General features: G+C 66.8%; 13 protein-coding genes. 4 read left to right on the top strand and 9 right to left on the bottom strand.

The annotated features are described in order from the left end of the window. Positions 1–354: 354 nt before the first annotated feature. Both AB4Y44_RS39010 and AB4Y44_RS39005 read left to right on the top strand, forming a co-directional pair. Entirely contained in the window at positions 355–486 is a 132-nt protein-coding gene (locus AB4Y44_RS39010; RefSeq protein WP_368702489.1) for a hypothetical protein, read from the top strand. 18 nt (positions 487–504) lie between these two features. After that, positions 505–1,275, top strand: a complete 771-nt coding sequence (locus AB4Y44_RS39005; RefSeq protein WP_368702488.1) for a class I SAM-dependent methyltransferase — start codon at positions 505–507, stop codon at positions 1,273–1,275. Here AB4Y44_RS39005 and AB4Y44_RS39000 read toward each other — a convergent pair. The 4 genes from AB4Y44_RS39000 to AB4Y44_RS38985 all read right to left on the bottom strand — a co-directional run bounded on the left by AB4Y44_RS39000 (position 1,272) and on the right by AB4Y44_RS38985 (position 5,901). Further along, on the bottom strand, positions 1,272–2,762 hold the full coding sequence (locus AB4Y44_RS39000; protein ID WP_368702487.1) for a flavin-containing monooxygenase: 1,491 nt from the start codon (positions 2,760–2,762) through the stop codon (positions 1,272–1,274). The two genes, AB4Y44_RS39005 and AB4Y44_RS39000, sit on opposite strands and share 4 nt — an antisense overlap. 117 nt (positions 2,763–2,879) lie before the next feature. Then, positions 2,880–4,046: a tetratricopeptide repeat protein gene (locus AB4Y44_RS38995; protein ID WP_368702486.1), complete on the bottom strand. Its 1,167-nt coding sequence runs from the start codon at positions 4,044–4,046 to the stop codon at positions 2,880–2,882. A gap of 125 nt (positions 4,047–4,171) precedes the next feature. Further along, positions 4,172–4,852, bottom strand: coding sequence for a PspA/IM30 family protein (locus AB4Y44_RS38990; RefSeq protein WP_342921321.1), 681 nt, complete (start codon positions 4,850–4,852; stop codon positions 4,172–4,174). 398 nt (positions 4,853–5,250) lie between these two features. After that, on the bottom strand, positions 5,251–5,901 hold the full coding sequence (locus tag AB4Y44_RS38985; protein WP_368702485.1) for a hypothetical protein: 651 nt from the start codon (positions 5,899–5,901) through the stop codon (positions 5,251–5,253). A 600-nt stretch (positions 5,902–6,501) separates the two neighbouring features. Between AB4Y44_RS38985 and AB4Y44_RS38980 the strand changes: the two genes are divergently transcribed. Continuing rightward, positions 6,502–9,030: a penicillin-binding protein 1A gene (locus AB4Y44_RS38980; RefSeq protein ID WP_368702484.1), complete on the top strand. Its 2,529-nt coding sequence runs from the start codon at positions 6,502–6,504 to the stop codon at positions 9,028–9,030. Between the two features lie 392 nt (positions 9,031–9,422). On the opposite strand, the gene AB4Y44_RS38975 is transcribed toward AB4Y44_RS38980, so the two are convergent. The 4 genes from AB4Y44_RS38975 to AB4Y44_RS38960 form a co-directional block, all read right to left on the bottom strand. Continuing rightward, positions 9,423–10,043: a 2-hydroxychromene-2-carboxylate isomerase gene (locus AB4Y44_RS38975; RefSeq protein ID WP_368702483.1), complete on the bottom strand. Its 621-nt coding sequence runs from the start codon at positions 10,041–10,043 to the stop codon at positions 9,423–9,425. A gap of 84 nt (positions 10,044–10,127) precedes the next feature. Continuing rightward, positions 10,128–11,696 carry an efflux transporter outer membrane subunit gene (locus tag AB4Y44_RS38970; RefSeq protein WP_368702482.1) on the bottom strand — a complete coding sequence of 523 codons (1,569 nt, stop codon included), beginning with the start codon at positions 11,694–11,696 and terminating at the stop codon, positions 10,128–10,130. Continuing rightward, entirely contained in the window at positions 11,693–14,848 is a 3,156-nt protein-coding gene (locus AB4Y44_RS38965; RefSeq protein ID WP_368702481.1) for an efflux RND transporter permease subunit, read from the bottom strand. Before AB4Y44_RS38965 ends, AB4Y44_RS38970 begins: the two co-directional genes overlap by 4 nt. Further along, positions 14,845–15,981, bottom strand: a complete 1,137-nt coding sequence (locus tag AB4Y44_RS38960) for an efflux RND transporter periplasmic adaptor subunit (RefSeq protein ID WP_368702480.1) — start codon at positions 15,979–15,981, stop codon at positions 14,845–14,847. Before AB4Y44_RS38960 ends, AB4Y44_RS38965 begins: the two co-directional genes overlap by 4 nt. A gap of 253 nt (positions 15,982–16,234) precedes the next feature. Between AB4Y44_RS38960 and AB4Y44_RS38955 the strand changes: the two genes are divergently transcribed. Continuing rightward, complete coding sequence (locus AB4Y44_RS38955) at positions 16,235–16,852, top strand: TetR/AcrR family transcriptional regulator (protein WP_342921313.1); 618 nt, start codon at positions 16,235–16,237, stop codon at positions 16,850–16,852. 34 nt (positions 16,853–16,886) lie between these two features. Here the strand turns inward: AB4Y44_RS38955 and AB4Y44_RS38950 are convergent, their stop codons facing one another. Continuing rightward, positions 16,887–17,117, bottom strand: coding sequence for a DUF2795 domain-containing protein (locus AB4Y44_RS38950; protein WP_069265678.1), 231 nt, complete (start codon positions 17,115–17,117; stop codon positions 16,887–16,889). Between the last annotated feature and the right edge of the window lie 238 nt (positions 17,118–17,355).

Genomic DNA, 17,355 nt, shown 5'->3' with positions numbered 1-17,355 from the left:
GACTTCGTCGACATGGCCCGCCACGTCGCAGATCTCGATACCGAGCCTGCCGGCATGTGCGGCAATGTCGCCGACAACGCCGGCGGATTTCCCCGCGCGGCGACCGCGCAGGCCCAACAAACGCAAACGTGCCATCGGGTGTCTCCTTTCCCGGTGCGCCATGAAAGCTGCGGACAACTGCCCAAAGCTGCAGGCCCGGTCGTCGGCAGGTTCGATCGCCGGGCTTTCTGAACTTGTTTACGGCGCGTAATACGGCGACTTGAGCGCAGGGGTGGCGCCTGGCGCTATGATCGGGAACTCGGGCGCTTCGAAAGCCGGAAAAGAGGGGCAAAGGGGCGTCGCGACGGGAGCAAGATGATAGAAGCGATTTTCGGCGGGAGCGCGCCGCTCGCGCTCTGGCAGCAGCTGATCCAGCTCTGGGAGCTGATCGTGATGGTGTTGCGCTTCCTCTGGGAGCTGGTGAAGCTCCTCGGCGGCGGCAGTTGAACGACAAAAGGGCAGACGATGATCGACGATTCCACCCGGCGTTTCACCGACCGGGTCGCAGATTACGTGAAATTCCGGCCGACCTATCCGCGCGAAGTGGCGACTTTCGTGCACGTGGAGTGCGGCATCGCGCCGGGTGCGCCCGTGGCCGACATCGGCGCGGGTACGGGCCTCTCCACGAAACTCTTTCTCGACGCGGGCCATCCGGTCACGGCCGTCGAGCCGAACGCGGCCATGCGCGCCGCGGCGGACGAACTGCTGGGCGGCTACAAAGGCTATCGCAGTGTGGCGGGCACGGCGGAGGCGACGACGCTCGAAGACGCGAGCGTGGATCTCGTGAGCGCCGCACAGGCGTTCCACTGGTTCCACAAGACCGACACGCAGCGCGAATTTGCACGCATCCTCAAGCCGCGCGGCAAGATCGTGCTGTTCTGGAACAGCCGCCTGCTCGAAGGCTCGGCGTTTTTGGCAGGCTACGAGGCGCTCCTGCAGCGTTTTTGCCCCGAATACGCGCGCGTGGCCGAAACCTATCCCGACTCGGCCGCGATGGCCGACTGGTTCGGAGACGGCTTCGAGCATCAGACGGTATTCCCGAACGCGCAATTGCTCGACTTCGATGGCCTGCGCGGACGCCTGATGTCGTCGTCGTACGCGCCGCGCGCGGGTGACGAACGCCACGAGCCGATGCTCGCGGCGCTGCGCGAGCTGTTCGAGGCGACACAAAAGGACGGCACCGTGAACTTCGCCTACGAGACGCGCGTGTACGCCGGGCATCCGCAGCGCGTCTAGCGCTCGAACGCGTAGTCGGCGGTGCGCACGCGGCGCGTTCTGCGGCGGAACATGAACGTGAAGCCGGGCCACAGCGCGGTGTTCTTGCCCGCCTGCGTGAGGTAGTAGCTGCGGCAGCCCGACTGCCACACGGTGCGCGCGAAGCGCGCCTGCACGCGCGCGTTCCAGCTTTGCTGCGCCTCGGTGCGAACTTCCATCGTGCGGGCGCCCGAGCGCTGTAGCGCGCGGATGCAGGCCGCGATATAGGCGATATGCGACTCGATCATGTAAATCATCGAGTTGTGCCCGAGCGCCGTGTTCGGCCCGATCACGAAGAAGAGATTCGGGAAGCCCGCGACGCTCGCGCCGAGGTAGGCCTCGGGGCCGTCGCGCCGCCACGTCTCGCCGAGGTCCTGGCCACCTACGCCCGTCACCTGGAAAGGCGCGTCGACATCGTTGACCTGAAAGCCCGTGCCGCAGACGATCGCGTCATAAGGCCGATGCGTGCCGTCGGCGGTGACGATGCCATCGGCGACGACCTCGCGGATCGCGTCGGTCACCAGCTCGACGTTGGGCTGCGCGAGGGCAGGGTAGTAGTCGCTCGAGAGCAGCACGCGCTTGCAGCCCAGTAGATAGTCGGGCGTGAGGCGCGCGCGCAGCTCGGGATCTTTCACCTTGTGCGCGAGGTAGCTCAGAGCGAATTTCGTCGGCGTCTTGAGCAGGCGCGGCTCCACCGCAAAGCCGAGCGCGCGCGATTCGTGCTGCCAGTAAATCCTGGCGCGCGCCACGCGTTGCGCGAACGGCAGGTGCCGGTAAATCCAGCGCCAGCGTTCGCTGATGGCGCGGTCGCGCCGCGGCATGATCCACGGCGGCGTGCGCTGAAACACCGTGAGCTGCGCCGCGCGCGGCTGGATCTGCGGCACGAACTGGATCGCGCTCGCACCGGTGCCGATCACGGCGATGCGCTTGCCTTCGAGCGCGTAGTCGTGGTCCCAGCGCGCGGAGTGGAACAGCTTGCCTTCGAAGTGCTCGATGCCCGCGATATGCGGCAGCGCCGGGCGCGAGAGCGGACCGTTCGCGGCGATCACGATATCGGCTTCGACCGTCGCGAGCGCGCCGTCGCGTTCGATCTCCATCTGCCAGACGCCGCGTGCCTCCAGGAAGCGCGCCGCGCGCACGCGCGAGCGGTATTCGATGAAGCGCTCGACGTCGTACTTGTGCGCACAGCGGTGCAGGTAGTCGAGGATTTCGTGCTGCGGCGCGAAGGTGCGCGTCCACGCCGGATTCAGCTCGAACGAAAATGAATAGAGGTGCGAAGGAATATCGCAGGCGGCACCCGGATACGCGTTGTCGCGCCAGGTGCCGCCGAGGCCTTCGGCTGCTTCATAGATCGTGAACGAGTCCACGCCCATGCGACGCAGCCGGATCGCCATGCCGATGCCGGAAAAGCCGCTGCCGATGATGGCGATGCGCAGCGCGCCCCCGTTCCCGAGCGCTTGATTGGCCATGTGTGCGTCCGCCGTTATGTGTGATGTGCTGCGTATTCTTTGCGCCGATGCAAAACGGGCTCCATGAAGGAGCCCGTCGTTGCTTGAGCGGCGTGCGCTTGGGGAAGCCTCAGGCGTTCAGGAGTTGTTCCAGTCGTCCGAACTGTCGTTGCTGCCCATATCGACGCCGCCGCCGCCCGAGCCGTCGTCCCAGTCGTTCGAGCCCTGGCCGAAGTCGAGGCCGCCGCCATTGTTGCCGTCGCGCTGAACCCGGCGGCCTTCGTCGTCGACCAGCACATCGCGCTCGATCACGCGGTCACGGCCGTGGTTGAGCGCTTCGCCGAGCAGCACGCCCGTGAGCAGGCCACCCATGCCGCCCATGCCACCGCCGCCTTGCTGCACGATGACCTGCGGCGGTTGCTGCGGCGGTGCAGGCGGATACTGCGGCTGACGTCCGAAGGCGGCGTCGGCTTCGCGCGCGTACGTGGAGTTGCTGCCGTAGTCGGGCGCGGCCGGCTGCGCATTCGGATCGGGGCGGCCCTCGGCGCGCGCCTTGAGGCTCGCGAACTGGCGTTCGAGATCCTCGATCTCATACGGCGGCCGCGGATTCGCGCTGTTCGAAAGCGTTTCGACGAGGCTGCGCAACTGCGCTTCGAGTCCTTCGACTTCCCTTTCGAGCGCTTCGTGGCCCGGCGCGGTCGAGAGCTTCACGTCGAGCTTGAGCGAACGCACGCCGTTGAGCAACTCGGTGGCGCGCTTGAGCTGGTCGCGGCGGTCGTCGCCGGCCTTGGCGTCTTCGGTGGACTTCGCGCGGCGCAGGGTCCAGCGCAGCACGAGCACAATGCCGACCAGCAGGATGGCGATACCAATCCACATGCCCATACCAGGACCTCGCTTCTGTGGCGCGGGCGCGGCCAACTGCTGCTGCGTGAACGGGTTGCCCGTGCTGTTCGTGTTGACACTGCCGGCGCGTGAAGCGTCGGAACGAATCTTCGCTTCGACCTGCGCGAAACGCTGCGGCTGGGTGAAGCGGATTTGCGGATCGAGCGACTTCGCCTGCTCGACCTGGGTAAGCGCGTCGCTGTAACGACCTTCGCGGTCGAGTACCTGGGCGTAGAGGTAGTGCGCGCGAGCGTTGTCCGGATGCGCCTGCAGGACTGCGCTCAGGCCGGAGTCGGCGCGCTGCCAGTCACCCTGGGACATCGCGGATTCGATCTGCTGCACGCTCGGCACGGCGAACGCAACGCCGCCCGTGAAGGCGAGCGACGCAACAGCGATGCTGGCAGCGGCGAGAAACTTTTTCATGTTGCAGGCCGGGCGGATTGACGCCCGTCTCCATGGCATTCGATACGGGGATGCGGCGCTATCGGGCGCCTGCCGACTGCATCGGCCGCACGGACCATGCCGCGCCGCATCCAGCACACAGGCGCTTACTGTGCCGGCGTGTTCATCTGCTTCTTGAGCGCCTCGAGGCGCTCGTCTACCGACGGGCCCTTGTTGAGCGCCGCGAGCTTGTCGTCGAGTGCCTTGCCGCTCGACTGGTCGGACGAATTCAGGCGGGCGTCCGAGCGCGCGTTCGACAGCGCGACCTTATCTTCCAGCTTCTGGAAGTCGCCATCGAGATTCTTGCCGCCGATGCCGCCGAGCGCCGTGGCCGCGACATCCTTCGCCTGGGCGATCTGCTGCTTTGCCTGCAGGATGTTCGAGCGCGCGTTCAGGTCGTTGCGGCGCTGGCGCATGTCGTCGATCTGCTGCTTCAGTTGATCGACCGACGGTTCGAGCTTCGCGAGTTCGCCCGCGAGTGCATCGCGTTCGGCTTCGGCGGTTTGCTGCGCGCCGAGCGCTTCGCGTGCGAGCGCTTCGTCGCCCGATTGCAGCGCGCGCTTCGCACCGTCTTCGTACTTCTTCGCCTTGTCGGCGGCCACGTCGCGCTTGCTTTGCTGTGTCGCGACCTGCGCCTGGATCTCGACGAGCGAGTTCTCCGCGCGGCCGATGCTGTCGTCGAGCTCACGCACGATCTGGCGCGCGTCGCGCGACGGATCCTGCACCGAGTCGGCGGCGTCGTTGAGCAGGCCCTTGACAGTGCGGGAGATGGAGTCGAAAAGCGACATGAATTCCTCCAGTGAAATGAGATCGGCCATCGTGGGCCGAGGTGCGCGTACGCGGTTGGCCACACGCGCCAGCCGGCTGGCAGAGGGCGGATCCATCTGCCAGCTTACGCCGCTTTACGCCTGGTGCGCATGCACGGCGCAAATCGGGGCGAGTGCGGCAATTGCAATAGCGTGAAGGTGTTTTCTTGCACGCGTATGTTCGTCAGGACGAGGCCTGGCTGCACGGCGCGAAGCACCGCTGCAGGCCGGGCGCCGCCATCGATCGCGGATATTACACCACGGCCCGTCTTAAAAGGGACTTAAAGGAATCGGGCCCGCGCGGCGCTCGCGGGCGCGCGTGTAAGCGGGCGTTAAGCCGACTGTGACGCGTGTGTATGGCGGCGCGGATGCGGCCCGTGTCACGCGTATTTGCCGCCTTCGGGCGCAGCGTCGTCGCTGCGGGCTTCGTCGCGTGGATCGCTTGCGTCGCGCCGCGAGCGCGCGAAGGGCGCCGAGCTCAGCGGCTGCAGCGGTTCGACGTCGAACGACTGCGCCGCGGCCGTGTCGAGCGCGGCGCTTTCCGCTGCGGCGGCCGCTTCGGCGCTCAGCCGGGCGACAGCCTGGGCGATTTCGCGCGCGGCATGGCTCACGTCCGCCTCGTCGGTGTGGGCGGCGGGCAGGGGAGCGTTTGGCGCTTGAGGCGTTGCCTCGTGGGGGGCGTCGTCATGAATGGCCGCGGCCACTTCGGTGGCCTTTTGCGCGTCGGCGGTCGCGTCGCTCGCACCGATGGCCGCCGTGCCCACCGGTGGCCGGATCGTGCCCGCACGGCCAGTGCGCAGCGGTCTCGCCGCCTTTTGCAGCACCTGCGCGAGGGCGTCGGGCTGACGCGGCGCGTTCAGCCGGTCGACGATGCTCGCGGCCTTCACCTGATCGCTCGTGGCGCTGAATGCGATCACGGCGCGGCGCATGAGTTCGCTGAGACTGATGCCGAGCTCGTCGGCGGTGGCGGAGATCGCGCGCTTTTGCGCGGGCGTAACGAAGACGACGATGCGTTCGCTGGGCTTGTTCATGATCGACGGGCCGTTGGGTCGGCTTCGTATGACGTCGGTTTGCCTGCCTGCGCAACAGCTGTTTGTAAGAATGAATGCGTGCTCGCCTGGGCGCAGACAGGGGCGTGTAGCAGATCTTTCATCATAAGACGAGTGCGCCGATGCGCAATTGGAAGGTACGCGACCAGGAACAACCCTGCCTGCAAGAATCTGCCGTCAATAACGGAGCAATGTCTAATTTGTCGCGCGATAGAAGGATAGCTCCGAAACTTTTCGCGCATAAAGCCATGATCGGCGCAAGCCAGCGCCTTGACTGCCAAAAAATCGGGCGGGAAGCGTTTCCCAGGAAACTCTTACAAAAAAAGCGCGACCCGGCGCCCGCGATTTCTTTAGAATGCGCTGTTACATTTCGCGAATGGCGCCTGTTCGGGCGTGTATTCGCATGTGGCGTGCCATAGTGCGCGCCGCGCGGCCGGACGGGGGCGTTGCCGGTCGCGCCGCGTCGCCGGGATTGAGCCGGCGACGTCGTATGCCGCATTGGCGCCATGACGCCGTGGTCGAGATCCATGCGCGCGAGTTGCGCGCAGCCGGCGCGCGCGAGACGCGCCCATCATTCCAGTCATGCCTATCATCAAACGACCGCCTTCACCGCAGTACCCGAACGAAGATCGGGAACCCTCCTTCAACAACGGGCGCCAGCCGCCTCGCCGGCCTGAATCGGGCGGCGGGTCCGGCGGCAACGGGCCGCGCGACGGGAACCCGAAGCAGCGCTCCATCGGCACCACGCTCGCGCTCTGGTTCGTCGGCCTGGTCGGCACGCTCTGCGTGGTCGGTGCGCTGCTCGTGGGCTACGCGCTCGTCGTGATGGAGCCGCAACTGCCGTCGCTCGACGCGCTCACCAACTATCAGCCCAAGGTGCCGCTGCGCATCTATACCGCCGATCACGTGCTGATCGGCGAGTTCGGCGAAGAGCGACGTCAGCTCGTGCGCTTTCAGGATATTCCTGACATCCAGAAGAAGGCCGTGCTCGCCATCGAGGACTACCGGTTCTACGAGCACGGTGGCGTGGACTTCGTCGGCATCCTGCGCGCGGGCGTGGCCGACCTGATGCACGGCGGCGCCTCGCAAGGCGCGAGCACGATCACGATGCAGGTCGCGCGCAACTTCTTCCTGTCGAGCGAGAAGACCTACACGCGTAAGGTCTACGAAATGCTGCTCGCCTACAAGATCGAGCGCGCACTCACGAAGGACCAGATTCTCGAGCTGTACATGAACCAGATTTATCTGGGTCAGCGCGCCTATGGTTTTTCGGCGGCGGCGCGCGTGTACTTCGGCAAGGACCTGAAGGACATCACGGTCGCTCAGGCGGCGATGCTCGCGGGCCTGCCGAAGGCGCCTTCGGCGTATAACCCGATCGTCAATCCGCACCGCGCGAAGATTCGCCAGGAGTACATCCTCAAGCGCATGCTCGACCTCGGCTACATCACCCAGGCGCAGTACGACGAAGCGATCAAGGAGCCGCTGCAGACGAAGACGGCCGGCACCGAGTACAACGTGCACGCCGAATACGTCGCGGAAATGGTGCGCCAGATGATGTACGCGCAGTACAAGGACGAGACCTATACGCGCGGCCTCACGGTGACGACGACGATCGATTCGGCCGACCAGGACGCCGCCTACGCGGCGGTGCGCAAGGGCGTGATGGACTACGAGCGTCGCCACGGCTATCGCGGACCGGAAGGCTTCGTGCAACTGCCCGCCGACGGCGACGACCGCGAGCAGGCCATCGAAGACGCGCTCACCGATCACCCGGACAACGGCGACCTCGTCTCGGCGGTGGTGACCGACGCGGGCCCGAAGTCGGTGACGGCGCAACAGCTCGACGGCACCTCGGTGACGGTGACGGGCGAGGGCCTGCGCTTCGTCGCGGCCGCGCTCTCGCCGCGCGCCTCGCAGGCGCTGCGCATTCGCCCCGGCTCGATCGTGCGCCTGATGGAGGACGCGAAGGGCAATTGGCAGATCACGCAGCTGCCGCAGGTCGAAGGCGCGCTCGTCTCGCTCACGCCGCAGGACGGCGCGATCCGTGCGCTGATCGGCGGCTTCGACTTCAACAAGAACAAGTTCAATCACATCACGCAGGCATGGCGTCAGCCGGGCTCGAGCTTCAAGCCGTTCATCTACTCGGCTTCGCTCGAAAAGGGCCTCGGACCGGCGACGATCATCAACGACGCGCCGCTGTACTTCCCTCCCAGCTCGCCGGGCGGCGACGCGTGGGAGCCGAAGGACGACGACCAGCCCGAAGGGCCGATGTCGATGCGCCTCGCGCTGCAGAAGTCGAAGAACCTCGTGTCGATCCGCATCCTCTCGTACATCGGCACGAAGTACGCGCAGGACTACGTGACGCAGCGCTTCGGCTTCGACGCGGACAAGACCCCGCCGTACCTGCCGATGGCGCTCGGCGCGGGCCTCGTCACGCCGCTGCAGTCTGCGGGCGCGTATAGCGTGTTCGCGAACGGCGGCTATCGCATCAACCCGTACCTGATCGCCGAAGTGGACGACGCGCGCGGCCAGCCGATCCTGCGCGCGCAGCCGCTGGTGGCGGGCCAGAATGCGCCGCAAACGCTCTCGCCGCGCAACGCGTTCGTGATGAACAGCCTGCTGCACTCGGTGGCGACGGCGGGCACGGGCGCCGGCACCAACGTACTCCATCGCAACGACCTGCAAGGCAAGACCGGTACGACCAACGACGCCAAGGACGGCTGGTTCGCGGGTTATCAGCGCACGCTGGTCGCCGTGGCGTGGATGGGCTACGACCAGCCGAAGAGTCTAGGCAGCCGCGAATTTGGCGCGCAGCTCGCGTTGCCGATCTGGGTGGAGTACATGCAGCGTGCGCTGCGTGGCGTGCCGCAGGAAGAGCCGGCGATGCCCGAGGGCCTCACGACGATCAACGACGAGCTGTTCTTCTCGGACATGACGCCGGGTAACGGCTTCGTGGCGAGCATCGGTCTGGACTCGGCGAACCCGGCGGGTGCGGCGAGCGATGCGAGCGGCGCGACCGGCAGCATGGGTCCGGGCGGCATGACGCCGCCGAGCGTGACCACGACGGAGAAGAAGCAGATCATGGATCTGTTCGAATCGAACAAGCCTTGATACTGGTTCGATGAGTTCTGCAGGATAAACACGGCGCGTCGGCAACGGCGCGCCGTGTTTTGTTTGGTGAGCAGAATTTCCTTGTGGGCCAAGGAGTTGGTCGAGCTTTCCAGGGCTTTTCCACAGGGCTGTCAACGAAATCTGTGGGTAACTCTCGCGCGGAGTTTTCCACAGTTTTTGTTGAAGCCCCTGTTCATAACCCTGGGATAGCGAAGCTAACTGGCTGACGCCAAAGGCTTTGTGCGCAGGCAAGCGGTATGAGGCATCGCGCCTCGAAACCCATCGTCAGAACGCAGTCCGAAGGTTTGGCTGTGCGAACCGCGCGAATACATGACGGCCTGAACAGGCAGGAATACGAATGGCTCCACACTAGTGAAGCGCGGAGAGCAGGACTACGCAGTGTCCCGGTTGTGCGGCGCGCGGAGCGCCGTTTCGATCGCGTCTTCCAGCCGGTCGTTGCCCCAGAACATTGCCTCGCCGACGAAAAACGTCGGTGCGCCGAAGATGCCGAGATCGCGAGCCGCCTGGGTGCGCTCGCGCAGGCGCAGCCGGTTCGCCTCGCTGCCGGCTTCCTCGATGAGCCGTTGTGCCGGCAATCCGAGCGTGTCGAGCAGGTGTGCAACCGCTTCGGGCGAATCGACTTCGCGGTCGTCGCCATAGTTGCGCGTCATGACGGCGCGGCACCAGTCGGGCAGCCACGGCTCGTCGTCGGCGAGCACGGCGATGCGCGTCGCGAGCACGGTGCGGCGGGGAAACTCTGTGGGCTGCTGCCACGGCAGCGCGTATTTGCGGCACTGCCGGCGCATGTCCTGCCACACATAGGCGCCCTTTTCCTTCTGCACGACAAAGGGCGGACCTTCCCAGCCGAGTGCGTCGAGAATGGGGCCGAGAAGGAAGGGCCGCCAGTGAACATCCACGCCACTTCGCGCCGCGAGCGCGTCGATGCGCATCACGCTCAGATAGCTGTAGTTGCTGGCGAGGTCGAACCAGAAGTCGAGCGATGGACGGGGCATGCTGTCGTCTCCATGAGGCGGTTGCGCCGGCGTGCGCGGCGCTTGCGATCATGGTACTCCGAGGCGCCCGGAAAACCGCGCGTGCTACTTGCCTTGCGCGGTGGCGCCAGCGTCCGATGCGGGCGCGGCAGCGGCCGTGTCCGCCCCGCGCACGCTGCCGAGCGTCGCCGGGTTGACCGGCGGATTGCCCATCGCCTGGAAGAGGGCGGCCGTATCGGAGAGGCGCGTGCCGCGATAGCGGATTTCGTCGAGCCGCGCGTTACGCCATTGCTGCTCGCTTTGGCGCACCGCGTACCACGGCACCGCGCCGAGCTTGTAGCGCGCGTTGGTGTCCTCGTAGACGCCCTGGGCCGTGCGTGCCGAGGTACTGGCTGAGTCGAGGGCCTGGGCGTCATGATCGAGCGCGGCGAGACGATCCGCGACATCCTGGAACGCCGTGAGCACCGTTTGCTTATAGGTGTCGTTGGCCGCCTCGTAGGACTCCAGCGCCGCGCGTCGCTGCGCAACGAGTGCGCCGCCGTGGAAGATCGGCTGCGAAAGCGAAGCGCCGATCGCCCACAGCGCTCCCGCGCCGGAAGTCACCACCGGCCAGCTGAAGCCGCCCTGGCCGAGCGCCGCCGAAAGCGTGATGCTCGGGTACATCTGCGCGGTGGCAGCGCCGACGCCCGCTGCGGCCGCCTTGAGCGTGGCTTCGGCGGCTTCGATGTCGGGACGGGTTCTCAGGAGTTCTGAAGGGATGACGACGGGCACCTGCGCGGGCAAGGTCAGGCTGGCGAGATCGAGGTCGGGCGGCGCCTGGTCGGGTGTGCGGCCGACCAGCACGGCGAGCGCGTGGCGCTGCGCGACCCATTGCTGACGTAGCCCCGGCAGACTCGCCGCGAGCGACGCCGCGCTCTGCTGCGCGCTGAGCAGATCGGTGCGCGAGGCCGAGCCGAGCGCGTAGCGCTTTTGCACGTCGTCGGCCTGCGCATTGGCGAGTGCGATCAGCTGCTCGGTCGTGTCGATCTGCGCATGCAGCGTTGCCGCGCCGAGCGCACTTGCCACGATGTTCGCCGCGAGCGCACGCTGCGCAGCCTCGAACTGGAACGCCTGCACGTTCACGCGCGAGGCGAGCGCTGCGTTGTTCAGGCGGGTCGCACCGAACACGTCGAAGGTGTAGCGAACGTCGATCAAGCCCGCAAAGATCGCGTATTGCAGCTGGTCGATGCCGAACTGCGGGATCGCGGGTTGCTGCTGGCGCTGCGCGATGCCGATGGCGTCGACGGTCGGCAGCAGCGAGCTGCCGATCTGGCCGCGCAACTGCTCGCGCGCGGCCTGCAGGTTGTGGTCGGCGGCGGCGAGGTTCGGGCTGTTGGCGAGCCCCTCGTCGACGAGCGCATCGAGCGCATCGGAGCCGTAGAGCGTCCACCATTGCGGCACCGGTTCCGCGCCCGTCACGAACTGCTGCGCGACGCCCTGGGCCGCGACCGTCCGTGCCGGCTGCGCCCGCACACCGTAGTGCTCGGGCTGCGGCATGGCGGGCGGCTGACCGGTCGGGCCCAGCGCGCAGCCGGCCAGCGCGAGCGCGGCGCATGCGGCGAGCAAGCCCGGCGCGATCGGTAAACGTATTGCGGGCAAACGCGTCGTCGCCAATGTCGAAGAATCCGTCTTCATGATGCCTGTTCCGGCGTCTTGCCGGTCTCGTCAGTCTCGCTGCTACGCACGCGGAACGCGGCCGCGTACGCCGCGGGCAGGAAGAACAGCGTGAGCACCGTCGCAATCGTGATGCCGCCCATCAGCGCCGTCGCCATCGGTCCGAAGAAGTTCGAGCGCAGCAGAGGAATGAGCGCGAGCACGGCGGCCGCGGCGGTCAGCATGATCGGCCGGAAACGGCGCACCGTGGCGCCCACCACGGCGTCGAAGCGCTTGTGCCCGGCGCGAATGTCCGTTTCGATCTGGTCCACGAGAATCACCGAGTTGCGCATGATGATCCCGAACATGGCGATCACGCCGAGCATGGCCACGAAGCCGAACGGCTGCCCGAACAGGAGCAGGGCGATCACCACGCCGATCAGGCCGAGCGGCGCAGTCAGCACGACCATCAGCACGCGCGTGATGCTTTGCAGCTGGATCATGAGCAGCGTGAGCACGGCGATGGCGAGCACCGGCAACTGCGCGAAGATCGACGCCTGGCCCTTCGCGCTTTCCTCCACGGAGCCGCCCACCTCGATGTGGTAGCCGGGCGGCAGCGCGCGCTTGATCGACTCCAGTTTGCCGTCGAGCGCATGCGTGACGTCGATGCCTTGCGCGCCCGCTCGCACGTCGGACTGCACGGTGATCGTGGGCTGCCGGTCGCGCGACCAGATCACGCCGTACTCCAGATCGTTGGCGAGATGCCCGAGCGCACCGAGCGGCACCGCTCCGTTCGGCGTGGGCATGGCGAGCGAGAGCAGACGCGCGGGATCGACGCGTTCGGCCGCGGGCGAGCGCAGATCGACGCTGATGAGTTTGTCGCGCTCGCGAAACTGCGTGACGGTATAGCCCGAGTACGTCATCTGCAGGAAGTTGGCGATGTCTTGCGACGAGACGTTGAGCGCGCGCGCCCTTTGCTGGTCGATCTGGAAGTGCAGCGAGCGTCCCGCGGGTTCGTCCCAGTCGAAACTGACGTTGTCGGTGCGCGGATCGGCGCGCATCGTCGCTGCCACCTTGTTCGCGATGTCGCGCACGGTCGGGATGTCGTCGCCGCTCACGCGGAACTGCACGGGGTAGCCGACCGGCGGCCCGTTCTCGAGGCGCGAGAGACGCGTGCGGATGGCCGGGAACGTGTCGCGCAGCATCGGTTCGAGCCAGCTGGCAAGCTTCTCGCGGTCTTCGACCGACTTTGTCGTGATCACGAACTGCGCAAAATTGGGCTGCTGCAACTGCTGATCGAGCGGCAGATAGAAGCGCGGCGCGCCGGTGCCGACGAAATCGATGAAATGGTCGATCTCGGGGCGGCCCTTGATCGCCGCTTCGAGTCGCTTCGTCTGGCGTAGCGTCGCATCGATCGAGGCACTTTCGGGCAGGCGCACGTCCACGAGCAGCTCGGGCCGGTCGGAACTCGGGAAGAACTGCTGCGGCACGAGCTTGAAGCAAGCGAGCGCGGCCACGAACAGCACGATGGTCAGCACGAGCACGATCGCATGGCGCTCGATGCACCAGCCGATCCAGCCGCGCAGGCGCCGATAGAAACGCGTGTCGTAGATCTCGTGCTCGTGATCCTCACCGTTGCCGGCGTGCGCCGCATCCGGATCGGCCTTGCGCTCCGGCAGCAGCCGGTAGCCCAGCAGCGGGATCAGCACGACGGCCGCGAACCACGAGGCGATCAGCGCGATGGCTGAGACCTGGAAGATCGAGCGCGTGTACTCGCCGGTGCTCGACCTCGCGAGCACGATGGGCAAGAAGCCCGAAACGGTGACGAGCGTGCCGGTCAGCATCGGGAACGCGGTGCTGGTGTAGGCGAAGGCGGCGGCACGCGTGCGGTTCCAGCCCTGCGCGAGCTTCACCGCCATCATCTCGACGGAAATGATGGCGTCGTCCACGAGCAGGCCGAGCGCGAGCACGAGCGTGCCGAGCGAAACCTTGTGCAGGCCGATGCCGAAGAGGTACATCGCGAGCGAGGTGACGGCGAGCACGATCGGAATGGTGACGACCACTACCATGCCCGTGCGCACGCCCAGCGAAACGAGGCTCACGAGCAGCACGATGCCCACGGCCTCGGCCACGGCTTCGACGAAGTCGTCCACCGAGCGCGCGACCGCATCGGGCATGCTCGACACCTCCACGAGCTTCAGCCCCGCAGGCAGTTGCGCGCGCAACTGCTCGACGCGCGCATCGAGCGCCTTGCCGAGGCGGATCACGTCGCCGCCCGGCTGCATCGTGAGGCCGATGCCGAGCACCGCCTGGTTCTGGAAGCGCATCTGCGTGGCGAGCGGCTCGTCGTAGCCGCGCCGGATCGTCGCGATGTCGCCCAGCCGAAACGTGCGGTCGTTCACGCGGATCAGCGTGTCGGCGAGCGCCTTGAGGTCCTCGTACTGGCCGCTCGGGCGCACGAACACGCGGTCGTCGGCGGTCGTGAGCGTGCCTGCGGCGGAGACGCTGTTCTGCGCGCCGATCACCTGTCCGAGCTGCGTGGGCGAGATGCCGAGGCGTGTGAGCTGCGTGTTCGGAATCTCGATGTAGATGCGCTGCTGCGGATCGCCGAAATAATCGACCTTGCCGACGTCGGGCACGCGCAGCAGCTGCTCGCGCAGCTTGTCCGCGTAGTCGTGCAGTTGCGCGGGCGAAAAGCCGTCGCCCTCCAGCGCGTAGATGTTGGTGTAGACGTCGCCGAACTCGTCGTTGAAGAACGGCCCCTGCACACCCTGGGGCAGCGTGTACGCAATGTCGCCGACCTTCTTGCGCACCTGGTACCAGGTCTCGCGCACTTCGCTCACGGGCGCGGAGTCCTTCATCGTGAAGAACACGAGCGATTCGCCGGGCCGCGAATAGCTGCGCAGAAAGTCGATATAAGGCGTTTCCTGCAGCTTGCGGCCGATGCGGGTCGTCACCTGGTCCTCGACCTGGCGCGCGCTCGCGCCGGGCCAGAAGGTCTGGATGACCATCACGCGGAACGTGAAGGGCGGGTCTTCCGATTGCGCGAGACGCGTATAGGCGAGCGCCCCGAAGATCGTTGCGAGCACAACGAGAAAGGTGACGAGCGCCCGATGTCGAAGCGCCCACGCCGACAGGTTGAAGCGGCCCTCTTCGTGATCGGCGCCGGGACCCGGGTCCGTCGTCTGGCTCATGACGCGAAGTCCTCGGGATGCAGCGGCGCGACCGGCTGTACCCGCTCGCCCGCATGGACCGTATGGACGCCTTGCAGCACGATGCGCTCGCCGTCCTGCAAACCGCTTGCCACGGTGATCGTGCGCGCGTCGTAGCGCGCGATGCTTACGCGCCGCAACTGCAGCACATTGTCGGGCGCGTGGACGACCCAGATGGCGGGCGCCTCGCCGTCGTGGAAGAGCGCGGTGGCCGGCACGGTAAACACGGCCGGCGCGCTGGCCTCGCTCGGGGCCGCGAACGCCACGTTGGCGGTCATGCCGAGGCGCACTTCGGCGTCGGGATGTTCGAGCGTGAGCCGCGCGCGCCACGTGCGGCTTTGCGGGTCCGCCGCGGCGGCGAGTTCGCGCAGGCGCGCCGTGTAGTGGCGGCCGGGCAGGGCGCCGAGCGTGACCTGCGCGGTGTCGCCGGTGTGCAGCGCGGCCACGGCGCGCTCGGGCAGGTCGCACACCACGTCGACGTCGCCGCTCCACGCGAGCTGGTAGACCGCCTGGCCGGCCTGCACGTTCTGGCCGGTGTCGGCGTTTTCGGCGGTGATGACACCCGCGTGGTCGGCGACGATCTGCGTGTAGCGCAGCTGGTTGTTTGCCAGCGCGAGCTGCTGCTGCGCCTGATCGCGCTGGGCCGCGGCCGAGGCGTAGGCATCCTGCGTCTGTTCGATCTGCGCGCGGGCGATGAGATTGGCCGCCGACTGGGCCGTGTCGCGATCGAGCTGCTGCTTCGCGAAGACGAGGCGATGCTGCGCGGCGTCGAGTTGGGCCTGCGCGCTGGCTGCGTTCTTTTCGAAGTCCGCCGGATCGAGCCGCGCGAGCGTCTGGCCGGGCTTGACGCTGTCGCCCAGGCGCACGCTGCGCTCGATGATCTTGCCGTTCACACGAAACGAAAGCGGCGTGGCGTTGCGCGCCTCGATATCGCCGGGATAGGCGGGGCTCACGCCGCCGCCGTCGGGGTGCACGGTCATCGAGACGACCGGGCGCGGCTGCGGCGGGGCTTCCTTTTCCTTGCCGCAGGCGGCCAGCGTGGCGACGCCTAGCACGAGGAGCACATTCGCGGCATGCCGCCATGGCGCACTGAACTTACCGGTACCTCTGCGCATCCTGCTCGATGCGCCACGACCGCAACGATTCACCTGGACCTCGATAGGCTGGGTGCGCACGCAGACCGCAATACTGCCGGACCGGTTGCGCCGCCGTTGAGTCGCGGGCACGGCGCGGCTCACGCACCGGCCCGGACCTGGGATGATGAGCCGGATTCTAATACAACCTTGTATCTGAGTGCGAAACTGAATCCGAGGAATGTTTCAGTGCTAGACTCGCGTCCATCCGTGATACATAACGACGCCCCACGCCATGAAGCGCATTCGACTCACCCGCGAACAAAGCCGCGACCAGACGCGCGAGCGCCTGCTCGACGCCGCGCAGGCCATGTTCATGAAAAAAGGGTTCGTGGGCGCGAGCGTCGAGGACATCGCGCATGCGGCGGGGTACACGCGCGGCGCGTTCTACTCGAACTTTTCGGGCAAGTCGGACCTGCTCGTGGAATTGCTGCGGCGCGATCACGAAGCCATGCAGACCGACCTGCGCGCCATCTTCGAGACCGAGGTCTCGCGCGAGCAGATGGAGGCGCGCGTGCTCTCCTACTACAGCCGCATGCCGCAGGACAACAAGGTCTTTCTGCTGTGGGTGGAAGCCAGGCTGCTGGCCGCGCGCGACGCGCGCTTTCGCACGCGCTACAACGCCTTCATGAAGGAAAAACGCGAGAGTCTTGCCGTGTACATCGAGGAGTTTGCGGCGCGCGTGGGCATGCCGGTGCCGCTCGATCCTGAATTGCTCGCGCTCGGGCTGATGGGGCTGTGCGACGGGGTGCAGTTTCTCGCCACGGCCGATCCGCAGCATGTCACGCCGCCGGTCGTCGAAACCGTGCTGGGGATTTTTTTCGCGCGCGTGGTGTTCGGCCGCGACGCGTGAGTCCGGCGTGCACGCAGCCCACGACGCGCGCGCGTCAGGAGCCGAGGCCAGGGCCGTAGTTGCTGCCGATCAGCCGCGTAACGGACGCGACGTCCTGGTAATCCTGCTCGGGCATGCCGTCGAGGATGCCGAGCACCTCGTTGCTGGCGCCGGCCTCGCGCGCGGCGTCCACGAGTTCGTCCTTGTTGGCGGGCCAGCGCACTTCGCGCAGCACGTCGGCGAATTGCAGGTCGATGGGTTCGTCGGGAATGCGAGAGGCTGACATGCGTGGCGTCCTTTGCGCGGGCGGCCGGCGTTGGCGGTCCGCGTCGTCGTCTCGTTTGTTGTGCGGTTTGTTTTTCAGATTTTGTTCGCGCCTGCTTTACATTGCGGCGCGCAGCGCTAGCGCCGCGCCTCAAGCATACACAATCCGCCTCGCACGCCCTCGCGGCGTGCGCACGCGCTGCTCATTTGCCGCTCATGCGCCACTTTCCTTTGCCGCTTGTTCGCAAACGGGAGTACCG

The organism is Paraburkholderia sp. BR10937 (assembly GCF_040965695.1).
Lineage (GTDB): Bacteria > Pseudomonadota > Gammaproteobacteria > Burkholderiales > Burkholderiaceae > Paraburkholderia.
Note: the sequence above shows the minus strand (reverse complement) of the source record. Positions and strands in the feature narration are given on the sequence as shown.